Below are 12,423 nucleotides of genomic sequence, written 5' to 3'. Positions count from 1 at the left end.
TTATGAAGTATAGAAGTGTATTCGATATAATAGGACCTATCATGGTAGGTCCTTCAAGCTCTCATACAGCCGGAGCTGTTCGTATAGGCTTATTTACAAGACATATTTTCGGCAAAGAACCTGAGAAAGTAAGAATTACACTATACGGTTCTTTTAAAGAAACTTATAAAGGGCATGGTACTGATATAGCGTTAATAGGTGGATTATTAGGATATAATACATCTGATAAACGAATAAGAAACAGTATGGAAACTGCCAAAGAAAAAGGTATAGAATTTGAATTTATAGAAAGTGAAGTTGAGCATATTCATCCTAATACTGCAAAGATAGAGGTATCGGCAGAAAAAGACAATTTAGATTTAGTTGGGAAATCTATTGGTGGCGGAAAAATGGTTATATTTGAACTATTGGGTTTTGATGTCAATTTATCAGGAGATTTTTCAACCTATTTTATCTTTTATAGATTTAATCAAGATAATAAAGAGCAGTTAAGAAAAGGTATAGAAGATATAATCTCCGATAAGATAGTAACTGCAAATTATTCAAGCTCTATTTTAGAAGGAATAAATCTTTTAACTGTAGAATCTTTAGAGATATTGAGTGAAGAAAGTATAGATAAATTAAACAAACTACCATACGTAGTTGAGATAAAATTTGCAGATAGATTGTAGGGGGATAGGTTATGTTTACTAGTTTGGAAGACATAGTAAAAAAATCACAGTTAGAAAATAAACCGGTGTCGGAACTTATGATTGAGCAAGAAGTTGAGCTTAATGGAGTAAGTAGGACGGCAGTTGAAAAACTTATGAAAAAAAATTTAATGGTAATGATGCAGGCGGTAGAAGAAGGAATCGCAGGTGTTAGTTCAAAAACAGGTTTAACCGGTGGTGATGCAAAAAAAATAAAAAATTATATTGATAGTGGAAAATCTATAACCGGAGCGGACTTTTTAACAGGAGTAGCGGCTGCTGTTGCTACCAATGAAGTCAATGCTTCGCTGGGACTTATTTGTGCAACTCCAACGGCAGGTTCTGCCGGTGTGCTTCCCGGTTGTGTTCATGCTTTAAAAGAGAAGTTTAATATAGATGAAGAAACACAGTTGAGAATGTTATTTACAGCAGGGGCATTTGGTTTTGTCGTTGCTAACAACGCCTCTTGTGCCGGAGCGGAAGGCGGTTGTCAGGCAGAAATCGGTTCAGCAAGTGCTATGGCAGCGGCTGCTATTGTTGAAGCTATGGGAGGGGATGCTGCAATGAGTGCGCACGCCTTTGCTATCGCTATGAAAAATATGTTAGGTTTGGTCTGTGATCCTGTAGCAGGTCTTGTAGAGGTTCCTTGTGTTAAAAGAAATGCAGCAGGGGCTTCAATAGCTATGATGGCAGCGGATTTGGCATTAGCAGGTGTGGAAAGTCGTATCCCGGCAGATGAAGTGTTAGAAGCAATGTATAAGATAGGTTTAGAAATGTCAACGAAATTTAAAGAAACTGCCAAAGGTGGCTTGGCTATAACAGCAACCGGCGAGAGATATAGGAGTTTATTATTCGGTAATGATTAATATATTAGAAAAATCAGTAGGAACTGTAAAAGGTGTTGGAAACAAATATTTACAAACTTTAGCGGAGTTAGGTATATTTACTATCGGTGATGTTTTGTATAATATTCCATATAGACTATCAAGTTCCACTGATTTCTCTTTTTCTGTAAAAGATAATGATAAAGTTATAACTACGGGGAAAATAGAAACAAGAGTTACAACTCAATTTTACGGGAATAGGAAAAGTCGTTCATTTTTTTCCCTACTTACTTCGTCCGGAAGTGTTAAAATAATATTTTTTAATCAACATTATTTGAAGAAAAATATTATCGAAGGAAGAGAGATAGTAGTTAAGGGAACATATAATGCGGCAAATAATACTATAACAGCCTCCAGTATATCATTTAGTGTAGAAGAAAAAGAAAAGAGTGATAATGCCAATATACAAGTTTTTTATCACCTAAAGCAAGGGATTACCCAGAAAAAATTTGTTAATTTAGTTAAAGAGATATTTTCAATGGTAGATAATGAAAATGTTATTTTAGATTTAGTCCCTAAAAATTTTAAGGGGATTTGGGAACTTGATAAAATACTTTATACTTTGCATTTTCCAACAGATATTGAAAGCTTTGATAGAGCCAAAAAGATGTTCGCTTTTCACGAGTTATTTAATTATCAATTAAAACTTCAGTTGCAAAATATAAATAATAAAGTACCGAATAGTAGATATGCCGTTAATATAAAAAATGTTGATGTGGAAAAAATTAAAAACAGTTTACCATTTTCTTTAACTAATGCACAAAATAGAGTTATTTATGAAATGGTTCAGGACTTAAATTCTCCTTTTAGAACAGAACGACTATTACAAGGTGATGTAGGAAGCGGAAAAACTGCTGTTGCGGCTGTATGTATGTATGGAGTTATCAAAGCAGGTTATCAATGTGCTATAATGGCACCGACAGAAATACTTGCCAATCAACATTTTGAAACTTTTTTTGAATTTTTTAAAGAAATGGGTGTTTCAATGGCATTGCTGACCGGCAGTACCTCTAAGAAAGAAAGGAATACCATTTTAAGTTTACTTGAAGTAGGTGAGATAGAATTAATAATTGGAACACATTCTCTTATTCAAGAAGGTGTGAAGTTTAACAATTTGAAATTTGTTATAACTGATGAGCAACATCGCTTTGGTGTAAGACAACGTAATATGTTGAACAAAAAAGGCGATAGCGTTAATTCCGTAATGATGACTGCGACACCAATTCCGAGAAGTTTGGCTATTACACTTATAACTGATATAAAAATCTCTACAATTGATGAACTTCCAAAAGGTAGAAAAAAAGTTCAAACTTATAAAGCGAATAATAAGAGTTTTTATAAGGTTCTTGATAAGATTGTGGTAGAACTTGATAATGGAAGACAGGGATATGTGGTCTGTCCTTTAATAGAAGAATCGGAAAAAATGGATTTGCAAAATATCGAAGAAACTTATGAGAATATAAGAAATTATCTACCTGAACAGTATAAGGTAGCAATTCTTCACGGTAAGATGCCGAACAAAGAAAAAGATGAGATAATGAATAAGTTTTTAAAAAAAGAAATTCATATACTTATTTCTACAACGGTTATTGAAGTTGGAGTTAATGTCCCCAATGCCACGTTTATGATTATAGTTGATGCACATAGGTTTGGTCTTGCAACACTTCATCAGCTACGTGGAAGAGTAGGGCGAAGTAAGTTTCAATCATATTGTATTTTAATTACCGATTCTAAAAGTGAGAGAATTGATATAATGTGTTTAGAGAATGACGGTTTTAAAATAGCAGAATTTGACTTAAAACAACGAGGGCCCGGAGATTTTTTTGGTACGAAACAAAGTGGTATTCCCAGTTTTAAAGTTGCGAATTTGATAGAAGATGTTGATTTAATGTATCTTGCTAAGAAATTAGCCTTAAAGATAATAGAAGTTACAGATGATAAAGAAAGGCTATTTAGTTATATTGGATTTAATGATACAATAATATAGGAGGTTGTATAATGAGTAAGAAAACGAAAAATAGAATACTGAATGTGATAATAGCCTTGTTACTATTAACATCGGCAGTTTTAATATTTAAAAATCAAATTAGAGAGTATTTGACAGGAAATGTTAATGATAAAATAATAACAGCGTACAAAAATGGTAAAGGAGAGGTTGATATACCGTGGTGGCAAAAATTGTTTACAGATAATCAATCTAAAATCAAACTAACAGATTCAATGTTAGGAATTTTAAAAATTGATGATGTAAAAATAGAAGAGCCGATTTTCCAAGGGGTAACAGAAATAAATCTTATAAATGGTGTAGCAACAGCACAAGAACCATCTACATTAGATGCTCAGAATGTTGTTATAGCAGGGCATAGTGTTCAGGGGGTCGGAATTCGTTTTAATAATTTGAACAAAATTAAAATGGGTACTAAAATTCAAATTATTTCAAAAGATAAGTTAAGAACCTACGAGGTAAGTAAATTATATGATGTAGCACCGACGCAAGTTGAAATCTTAGATCAACATAATGATCAACCTAAAAAATTAACTATGTTTACTTGTGATAACTTTAATCCAAAAACTGGAGAATGGGATAGCCGATTTGTAGTTGAAGCGAAATTAATAGGAGAAGAAAGTGCATAACATGAAAATAGGAATAGATTTATTGGGTGTGGACGACACGCAAAAAATTATAAATTTTATAAACAGTTATCAGGATAATGAAGTAGAATTATTCGTTTACGGTAGAGAAGAAGAGTTGAAAAAAATTACAAATAGAGATAATATTATAAAAAATATCTGTACAGAAGTAGTTCTTATAGAAGATGATTCAGCACGTGTACATCGTAAGAAAAAAGATGCTACTATGATACGACTTTTAGAAGATTTAAAAAATAATGTTGTAGATGTCGCTATTTCCGGTGGAAGTACAGGAGCATATATGGCAAGTGCAATCTTTATGGTTGGAAGAATTGAAGGTATATCAAAACCGGGACTTGGAACAATGCTACCGACAAGATCTGAGCATAAATTTTTGCTAACAGACCTTGGAGCAAATGTTGAGGCAAAACCGGAAGATTTATTAAACTATGCAAAACTTGGACAACTATATGTTAAACATATCTATAATATAGATACTCCGGAGGTTGCACTTATAAATGTTGGTTCAGAAGAAACAAAAGGAAATAAGGTCTATAAAGAAGCACATAAATTGTTAAAAACAGAGATAGCAAATTTTAAAGGTAATATTGAAGCACGAGAAATATTAGAACATCAGTACGATGTCGTTATAGCAGATGGTTTTTCCGGGAATGTTCTGTTAAAAACAATAGAAGGTGTTGCTCAAACATTTGGAAAAATGATAAAAGCAATTTTTGTAAAAAATCTAATCACTAAAATAGGTGCAATTTTAGTAAAAGGCGGAATAACCGACTTTAAGAAAAAATTTGATTATAGTGAGTATGGCGGAGCGTTTTTGCTGGGATTGAAAAAACCAACTATAAAAGTTCATGGAGCAGCTGATGAAAAAGCATTATATTATGCAGTTCAACAAGCAAAAAAAATACATAAAACAAAACTTTATGATATAATGATAGAAACGATGGAACAAGGAGCAGAGTGATAATGGCAATTTTTGAAGAAGTAAAAGATATAATTGTTAAATATATAAAAATAGATAAAGATAAAATAACATTAGATTCAAAATTAAATGAAGATTTAGATGCTGATTCAATTGATATAGCTGATGTAGTAATGGATATTGAAGAAAAATATGGTTTTGAATTTTCGGATGAAGATGCAGAAAATATTACAGAAATCAAAGATTTAGTAAAAGTTATTGAAGAAAGAAAATAAAAATAGAGAAAAAACCACGAGATATTTAAAAATTTGGTAGGTTTCAAATTACTTAATACTCTTACTAATAAGGTCAAAGATTTATAAACTCAAGGCTTATATATACTAAAACTAAAATTCACTCAATGTTAAAAAATTGGGCTCTGTGTCAAATACGGGGCATGAGAAAAAATAAGGATAAAATGCTAAGCAATGCAGTGTTGCTTGGCATTTTTCAAAACGCCCTTAAAAGAAATATTATTTTTATACTCAGAAACAAATAACCTAGAAACAACTAAAATGCGTAATCTAAAGTTATAAAAGCTATTATAACCATAAGAAACTCTCTTTAAAACCTTTATCTTATTATTAATACCCTCCAAAGAACCATTAGAAATAGAATACCTAACACTATTAAGCATATACCCTTTATGTTTTCTCATAGTATTAATAGCCTTACTAACACCATCAGATAAATCGATAGTAGATTTTTCAATTAATTCTTTAAACTCCAACTCATTTCTATACCTTATTGCATATCTAATATCCTGAACTCTCTCATAGCTAGCCTTAAATATACAATCTAATCCTAATAAATAATCTAAAATATCACGTCTAGTAACTAAACTCCTAAAACTCCTATTAAAGAAAAACCTACCATGAGTAACATTACTTTCATCTTCTAATATTAACTTCCAATTATTTTTTAAAAGAGTATAATTAATACCTTTTTGTTTTTTGTAAATATTCATTAGCTTAACTCTAGTTCTATTAAGTTCTCTATTAACATTTTGAATAATATGAAACCTATCTATAACAATTTCAGCATTAGGAAACTTATTTCTAATCAACTTCATATAAGGAGTATAAATATCAATACAAATAGCCTTAACATTACTTCTAGCCTCTTTAGAAAATCTGGAAAAATAATTATTTAAAATATACTCAGTTCTACCATCAACTATATCAATAATCTCATGAGTTAAAGCATCTAAAAAAATAAAACTCATACCATTTTTACTATCTTTAGTAAACTTTAACTCATCAAAGCATAAATACTCAGGTAAGGTATTATAGTTAAGAATGTCTACATGGGATTTACATTTATAAAGAGTTCTTATAACAGTATTAACCGATACATTATTCATTTTGGCTATTTGTTTAAAAGATAAAGTATCAGCTAAATCACTCATTATAGAAAACTTAACATTTTTAGAAATACTACAGTATTTATCTACAAAAGAAGTAGTAGCTACAAATTTTTTATTACAAGTTTTACACTTGAAACGTTGCTTTCTTAGTTCCAAATAAGCAGGGATACCTGATATTTTTAATAGATTAATTCTAGTAAGTTCATTAAAGCCGTTTTTAACTACAGTATAACCTTTATTAAGACAACCACAGCATTCACACTTCTTGGGTTTATATGTTAAGGTACCTTTGAATACAAAGTACTTTTGATTATTTTTTATAGTTTCGTTATGTGTTTTCTCAATAGTTATATTTTTATCTTTTATTTGTAGTAGGTTTTTAATGAATTCTCCCTCTTTTATTTCTTTTGTTTTTGTGTTAAAATTATTCATGACAGATATCCTTTCATAGTTTATTTTTTTTGCACTTTAATTATATTGGATATTTGTCTTTTTGTATATTAAAAAACAATACGGGGTATGGATTTTTTTTCATGCCCCGTATTTATTATACAACCAAAAATTGAGTGAATTTTTCTATAAGCATAACCTATGCTAACAAGTTTCGCCACCTCAAGAAGAACCCGCCCCTGCGGTACATCCATAACAGTGGATACCTGTAACAATACGTCTGACACCTGTATGTTCTTTAGCAAGCTCATTTACATGTTTTATACGACCGGAAACATTTAGTTTTTCTATCAAATTAAAATCACAATCATATAAAGAACCGTCCGGTCCAACAGAAATCATATTGCGACACATAAGCCCCGGTAGAGTACCGGGATTATATGCTTTATATAACTTGTTCATGTAACCATCGTACAAACCTTCTCTATGTAAAAATTCTGAAAAACGACCAATAGGGTTATTAGTAATAACAAATAAATTATTAAACACTATTTCAAAGCTATCAAATAATTTTTTCTTATATGTTTTTTCAAGAGTTTCCTGTTTCGGTGGAAGATACGCTCCATTAGGATTATATACAAGATTAAGAACTAATTCTTTATCCTTTCCGTAACCTAATTCATTAAGCCTTTTTAATACTTCAATAGATTTAGGAAATACTCCTTTACCACGTTGTCGCTCCACAACTTTTTCATTATAGTAGGGTAGTGATGCTACCACTTGAACTTTTAAATCACGGTATAATTCAGGAATATCTCTGTAGGCAGGTACTGACAAAATAATAAGGTTGGTACGAACAATAATAGTTTCCGCAAAAGGTCGAATTTCTTTTAAAAACCATCTGAAATTCGGATTCATCTCCGGAGCACCACCGGTAATATCCATAGTCTTGTATTTACCGATTTTGAATGCTTCAATAATTTGTTCAAAAGTTTCTTTTACCATATTATTTTTTCGGGTAGGACCGCCGTTTACATGACAATGACTGCAAGTGATATTACATAAACTTCCAACATTAATCTGCATAATTTCGGGGTATTCTACCGTAAGCAAGTATTGTTTATCTTCTACTTGTTCAAAAAATGGGGGAATATTATTTTTTTCTGTCATAATGAATTAACGATTAGTTAGTTTATCAGACAATTCTTTACTTTGTAAACCATGAACAAGTGTAATACCGGCTTTCATAGCTGCAGCTACATGTATCGCTTCTGCTATTTGATCTTGGTCGCAGCCTTCTTCCAGACATGTATTTGTATATGCCTCAATACAATAAGGACAACCCTCAGAATGAGCAATAGCGATAGCGATAAGTGCCTTTTCACGAGAAGTCAATTCACCATCTTGCATTGTTGTACCGTAATAGGTCATAAAGTTTTTCCAAAGTTCCGGAGCATCTTCTCCAAATTTTCCTTCTCCAAATTCTATTAAATGTTTCTTTTTAAAATAATCTGCCATATTCGCTCTCCTTTTAATAGTTATTATAAATCTATTATAATGCAGAAAAAAAATATATTCAAACAAAAATGATTTAAAGAATATATTTTTATATAATTAAATATTATAGAGTATATTTTTTTTAAAAAAATTATTAGTAATAGTTGCGAAAAATAAGAATATTATAATTGTATAGGTTTAATTTCAAAGTTTGTCAAATAATTTTAAATTAAATATTTTTTAAATTAGAATTTTCCTTACTATTTAATTTTCAAGAAAAATTATATGTTATCTAACATCTTTGTATTGTTCAGCTATTTTTTCGACCGAAACTCCTTGACGATACATACGTTGAAATTTTTGCATTTGATACATTGTACGAAACTTCTTCCCTTTGTAGCGTCTGGCAGAAGTAGTGATGAAACTATTGATAACCGTTATTTTATAACCATGTGCAGTTAAATCTTCGGAAATACGATAATCTTCCATTATTGGCATATCTTTGTAACCGCCAATTTGTTCAAAAACAAACCGCTTCATAAATAGACCTTGATCACCAAATGCAATATTTGTTATACTGGCTCGAAGTTTTGAAACTAGGGAGTTAATTTTCATTGAAAAGCTGTTTGGGTAAAATCTAATTTTAAGGCAACCTACTTCAGTAGGGCAAGATAAAATTTTTGAAATAACGTCTTTTTGAAGAACACTGTCAGCGTGAACAAACCAAAGTATATCGCCTTTAGAAACACTCACTCCAAAATTCATTTGATTAGCACGTCCTTTTTTATCGGAAGTATAATAGTTATATCCAAAATAGCTGAGTTTTTTTAATATCAAAAGGGTGTTATCCTTGCTACCGCCGTCTACAAAAATAATTTCGTGTTGTTGGATATTATGTAATTGATAAAGGTTATAGATGAAATCTTGAATAGTTTTCTCTTCATTATATATCGGTACAATTATAGAAATCATAGTTACACTCCATATAAATTAATACTATTATTATATCATGATTTAAAAAAATAATAAAAATATTGACGAATAAACTGTGTCTATTGTATAATTACAGTAGATACAAAAAGAGGTGATGATGTGGATATAAAAATTTCAAATTTATCTGATGTTCCAATTTATCAGCAAATAGCATCTCAAATAAAAAAATATATATTAAATGGTATTATTAAGGAAAATGAGCAATTACCATCAATAAGAAATCTTGCTAAGGAATTAGAAGTAGGTATTATAACGATAAAAAAATCATATGAAGTGTTATTGGCTGAAAATTTAATATACAGCAAAGGTGCGGTTGGTTATTTTGTAAGTAATATTAACATTGAACAAATTTTATTAATAAAAAAAGAAGAATATCTAAATGAATTATCTATACTAATAGATAGAGCATTAAAAGATGGGTTGCAGATATTTGATATTAGAAATATTATTGATAATATTTTAGAGGAGAAAGATTATGTTAACAATAAATAATTTAACAGTGGTAAAAAACTCATTCAAACTGGGGCCGGTAAATTTAGATATTAAGAATGGGTATGTTTATGCAATTGCCGGTAATAGTGGAGCAGGAAAAACTGTATTTTTACAGAGCATATTAGGCGGTTTTGATATTAGAAAAGATATGGTTTATTATGATAAATTAAATTTTAATGATAATGAACTGGAAATAAAATTTCAATATTCATATATAGCAGATAAACCATTATTTTCGGATAAGTTACGTGTTGATGAATTAATAAGTAAGTTAAAAAAATTAGATGAACGTTTAAATATAGAGAAATGTTTTAAATTATTAAAAAAATATAAAGTATATCGTCAAAAAAAAAAATTTACGAATTATCGCAAGGTCAAATAAAAATTTTACTATTTTCGATTGGAATTAGTACTAAGTCAAATATTTTGGTATTGGATAATCCATTTTCAGGTGTAGGGCTTATAGAAAAACGAGAAATGTTAGCGTTACTTCGTGAATATATAACAGATGATAAGATAATTATTATTGTAACAGAAGAAATGAATGTTATTCAGCATTTTGCTGATTATATTATTGTTTTTGAAAATGGTAAGGTTATATTAAATGAAGATATAGTTTCATTACAGGAAAAATTTAGTAATACTAATGTTGAAGAAATACTAATAACAATTCTGCAAGGAGGAAAAGGAAATGAATAAAGAATATAGTAGTACGAAGATTGGAGCCTTAGTTAACTTGATTTCCGGTAGAAACTATGAAGAACCTATGATATATAAGTTTTTGTATTATTTGTATTATCTTGTTTTAATAATAATTTTTTCAGAAATTCTATTTGATAAAAGTTATATGATTTTGAGTGTATTAGGAGCATACATTTTTATTAACACCGGTAGAAACTATGAGGACAAAGAAAATCATATTATCCAATATTTACCTCTTAATTATAAAATAAAAATTCAATATATTTATTTTATTATGTATTTATCCCTAATAATAGTAACGGTATTGGACTTTATTACTCAATATTTTTACAATAAAAATTGTATAATAGAATATTTGTATATGTTTATTGTAATGTATATTTTATCAAATATTGCAGTTGTTCAAATGATTATGACAAAGTACTCGCCTATTTGGTTTTTTATAGTTGATACAATAGTATATGTGTTAATCATTATAGTTATGTGTGTAATATTATCCGGTAATACATTAAAACCATTTAATAATAATCAGTTTAATTCAGTTAAATTAATATTGCTTATAGTTTTAGCAATAATTGTACAATTTATCTGTTTACAAATAATAAAACGTGTTAGAAAATGATAGAACTTTAAATGGTTAGTATTATAAGTAGCAAAAAGGAGATTTGAATTTCAAATCTCCTTAAATTATGGTTGTATAATAAATACGGGGCATGAAAAAAAATCCATACCCCGTATTGTTTTTTAATATACAAAAAGACAAATATCCAATATAATTAAAGTGCAAAAAAAATAAACTATGAAAGGATATCTGTCATGAATAATTTTAACACAAAAACAAAAGAAATAAAAGAGGGAGAATTCATTAAAAACCTACTACAAATAAAAGATAAAAATATAACTATTGAGAAAACACATAACGAAACTATAAAAAATAATCAAAAGTACTTTGTATTCAAAGGTACCTTAACATATAAACCCAAGAAGTGTGAATGCTGTGGTTGTCTTAATAAAGGTTATACTGTAGTTAAAAACGGCTTTAATGAACTTACTAGAATTAATCTATTAAAAATATCAGGTATCCCTGCTTATTTGGAACTAAGAAAGCAACGTTTCAAGTGTAAAACTTGTAATAAAAAATTTGTAGCTACTACTTCTTTTGTAGATAAATACTGTAGTATTTCTAAAAATGTTAAGTTTTCTATAATGAGTGATTTAGCTGATACTTTATCTTTTAAACAAATAGCCAAAATGAATAATGTATCGGTTAATACTGTTATAAGAACTCTTTATAAATGTAAATCCCATGTAGACATTCTTAACTATAATACCTTACCTGAGTATTTATGCTTTGATGAGTTAAAGTTTACTAAAGATAGTAAAAATGGTATGAGTTTTATTTTTTTAGATGCTTTAACTCATGAGATTATTGATATAGTTGATGGTAGAACTGAGTATATTTTAAATAATTATTTTTCCAGATTTTCTAAAGAGGCTAGAAGTAATGTTAAGGCTATTTGTATTGATATTTATACTCCTTATATGAAGTTGATTAGAAATAAGTTTCCTAATGCTGAAATTGTTATAGATAGGTTTCATATTATTCAAAATGTTAATAGAGAACTTAATAGAACTAGAGTTAAGCTAATGAATATTTACAAAAAACAAATTTGTTTCTGAGTATAAAAATAATATTTCTTTTAAGGGCGTTTTGAAAAATGCCAAGCAACACTGCATTGCTTAGCATTTTATCCTTATTTTTTCTCATGCCCCGTATTTGACACAGAGCCTAAATTATTA

At 29.3% G+C, this 12,423-nt stretch carries 15 protein-coding genes; 11 read left to right on the top strand and 4 right to left on the bottom strand.

The window, feature by feature from the left end:
• Positions 1 to 2: 2 nt before the first annotated feature.
• Genes sdaAB through AXE85_RS06175 form a run of 6 tightly spaced genes read left to right on the top strand, consistent with a single transcriptional unit; the run spans position 3 to position 5,419 of the window.
• Entirely contained in the window at positions 3 to 671 is a 669-nt protein-coding gene (sdaAB, locus tag AXE85_RS06200) for an L-serine ammonia-lyase, iron-sulfur-dependent subunit beta (RefSeq protein WP_062173985.1), read from the top strand.
• An 11-nt stretch (positions 672 to 682) separates the two neighbouring features.
• Positions 683 to 1,555, top strand: coding sequence for an L-serine ammonia-lyase, iron-sulfur-dependent, subunit alpha (gene sdaAA / locus AXE85_RS06195; protein ID WP_021752937.1), 873 nt, complete (start codon positions 683 to 685; stop codon positions 1,553 to 1,555).
• Positions 1,548 to 3,560 carry an ATP-dependent DNA helicase RecG gene (gene recG / locus AXE85_RS06190; RefSeq protein ID WP_062173983.1) on the top strand — a complete coding sequence of 671 codons (2,013 nt, stop codon included), beginning with the start codon at positions 1,548 to 1,550 and terminating at the stop codon, positions 3,558 to 3,560. The genes sdaAA and recG overlap by 8 nt, the downstream gene beginning before the upstream one ends.
• Before the next feature lie 11 nt (positions 3,561 to 3,571).
• Entirely contained in the window at positions 3,572 to 4,207 is a 636-nt protein-coding gene (locus AXE85_RS06185; protein WP_062173981.1) for a sortase, read from the top strand.
• Position 4,208: 1 nt separating this feature from the next.
• The gene (plsX, locus tag AXE85_RS06180; RefSeq protein WP_072520322.1) at positions 4,209 to 5,186 is read left to right on the top strand and encodes a phosphate acyltransferase PlsX; all 978 of its coding nucleotides are present in this window, start codon (positions 4,209 to 4,211) and stop codon (positions 5,184 to 5,186) included.
• Positions 5,187 to 5,188: 2 nt separating this feature from the next.
• Positions 5,189 to 5,419: an acyl carrier protein gene (locus AXE85_RS06175; RefSeq protein WP_062173976.1), complete on the top strand. Its 231-nt coding sequence runs from the start codon at positions 5,189 to 5,191 to the stop codon at positions 5,417 to 5,419.
• A gap of 185 nt (positions 5,420 to 5,604) precedes the next feature.
• Here the strand turns inward: AXE85_RS06175 and AXE85_RS06170 are convergent, their stop codons facing one another.
• The 4 genes from AXE85_RS06170 to AXE85_RS06155 form a co-directional block, all read right to left on the bottom strand.
• Complete coding sequence (locus tag AXE85_RS06170) at positions 5,605 to 6,981, bottom strand: ISL3 family transposase (protein WP_062173096.1); 1,377 nt, start codon at positions 6,979 to 6,981, stop codon at positions 5,605 to 5,607.
• Positions 6,982 to 7,161: 180 nt separating this feature from the next.
• Positions 7,162 to 8,109 carry an arsenosugar biosynthesis radical SAM (seleno)protein ArsS gene (arsS, locus tag AXE85_RS06165; protein WP_062173974.1) on the bottom strand — a complete coding sequence of 316 codons (948 nt, stop codon included), beginning with the start codon at positions 8,107 to 8,109 and terminating at the stop codon, positions 7,162 to 7,164.
• A gap of 6 nt (positions 8,110 to 8,115) precedes the next feature.
• Positions 8,116 to 8,457, bottom strand: coding sequence for an arsenosugar biosynthesis-associated peroxidase-like protein (locus AXE85_RS06160; RefSeq protein WP_021752943.1), 342 nt, complete (start codon positions 8,455 to 8,457; stop codon positions 8,116 to 8,118).
• A gap of 267 nt (positions 8,458 to 8,724) precedes the next feature.
• Positions 8,725 to 9,408 (bottom strand): TIGR04283 family arsenosugar biosynthesis glycosyltransferase, encoded by a 684-nt coding sequence (locus AXE85_RS06155; RefSeq protein ID WP_062173972.1) that lies wholly within the window; start codon positions 9,406 to 9,408, stop codon positions 8,725 to 8,727.
• A gap of 120 nt (positions 9,409 to 9,528) precedes the next feature.
• Here AXE85_RS06155 and AXE85_RS06150 point away from each other — a divergent pair, with 120 nt between their 5' ends.
• From AXE85_RS06150 to AXE85_RS06135, 5 genes are all read left to right on the top strand, one after another.
• Positions 9,529 to 9,921 (top strand): GntR family transcriptional regulator, encoded by a 393-nt coding sequence (locus AXE85_RS06150; protein ID WP_062173970.1) that lies wholly within the window; start codon positions 9,529 to 9,531, stop codon positions 9,919 to 9,921.
• Positions 9,905 to 10,303, top strand: coding sequence for an ATP-binding cassette domain-containing protein (locus AXE85_RS08665; RefSeq protein WP_231723762.1), 399 nt, complete (start codon positions 9,905 to 9,907; stop codon positions 10,301 to 10,303). The genes AXE85_RS06150 and AXE85_RS08665 overlap by 17 nt, the downstream gene beginning before the upstream one ends.
• Before the next feature lie 44 nt (positions 10,304 to 10,347).
• On the top strand, positions 10,348 to 10,620 hold the full coding sequence (locus AXE85_RS08660) for a P-loop NTPase family protein (protein WP_231723761.1): 273 nt from the start codon (positions 10,348 to 10,350) through the stop codon (positions 10,618 to 10,620).
• Entirely contained in the window at positions 10,613 to 11,245 is a 633-nt protein-coding gene (locus AXE85_RS06140) for a hypothetical protein (protein ID WP_062173968.1), read from the top strand. The genes AXE85_RS08660 and AXE85_RS06140 overlap by 8 nt, the downstream gene beginning before the upstream one ends.
• A gap of 194 nt (positions 11,246 to 11,439) precedes the next feature.
• Positions 11,440 to 12,303, top strand: coding sequence for an ISL3 family transposase (locus tag AXE85_RS06135; RefSeq protein WP_062173967.1), 864 nt, complete (start codon positions 11,440 to 11,442; stop codon positions 12,301 to 12,303).
• Positions 12,304 to 12,423: the final 120 nt, after the last annotated feature.

The organism is Gemella sp. oral taxon 928, from assembly GCF_001553915.1.
Classification (GTDB): Bacteria; Bacillota; Bacilli; order Staphylococcales; family Gemellaceae; genus Gemella; species Gemella massiliensis.
The sequence above is the reverse complement of the archived record's forward strand: the minus strand, read 5'-3'. Positions and strand labels throughout refer to the sequence as shown.

Bases quoted from the DNA above. Each gene is read 5' to 3' on its own strand.
- sdaAB (WP_062173985.1), top strand. From the start codon at position 3: ATGAAGTATAGAAGTGTATTCGATATAATAGGACCTATCATGGTAGGT.
- sdaAA (WP_021752937.1), top strand. From the start codon at position 683: ATGTTTACTAGTTTGGAAGACATAGTAAAAAAATCACAGTTAGAAAAT.
- recG (WP_062173983.1), top strand. From the start codon at position 1,548: ATGATTAATATATTAGAAAAATCAGTAGGAACTGTAAAAGGTGTTGGA.
- AXE85_RS06185 (WP_062173981.1), top strand. From the start codon at position 3,572: ATGAGTAAGAAAACGAAAAATAGAATACTGAATGTGATAATAGCCTTG.
- plsX (WP_072520322.1), top strand. From the start codon at position 4,209: ATGAAAATAGGAATAGATTTATTGGGTGTGGACGACACGCAAAAAATT.
- AXE85_RS06175 (WP_062173976.1), top strand. From the start codon at position 5,189: ATGGCAATTTTTGAAGAAGTAAAAGATATAATTGTTAAATATATAAAA.
- AXE85_RS06170 (WP_062173096.1), bottom strand. From the start codon at position 6,981: ATGAATAATTTTAACACAAAAACAAAAGAAATAAAAGAGGGAGAATTC.
- arsS (WP_062173974.1), bottom strand. From the start codon at position 8,109: ATGACAGAAAAAAATAATATTCCCCCATTTTTTGAACAAGTAGAAGAT.
- AXE85_RS06160 (WP_021752943.1), bottom strand. From the start codon at position 8,457: ATGGCAGATTATTTTAAAAAGAAACATTTAATAGAATTTGGAGAAGGA.
- AXE85_RS06155 (WP_062173972.1), bottom strand. From the start codon at position 9,408: ATGATTTCTATAATTGTACCGATATATAATGAAGAGAAAACTATTCAA.
- AXE85_RS08665 (WP_231723762.1), top strand. From the start codon at position 9,905: ATGTTAACAATAAATAATTTAACAGTGGTAAAAAACTCATTCAAACTG.
- AXE85_RS06140 (WP_062173968.1), top strand. From the start codon at position 10,613: ATGAATAAAGAATATAGTAGTACGAAGATTGGAGCCTTAGTTAACTTG.
- AXE85_RS06135 (WP_062173967.1), top strand. From the start codon at position 11,440: ATGAATAATTTTAACACAAAAACAAAAGAAATAAAAGAGGGAGAATTC.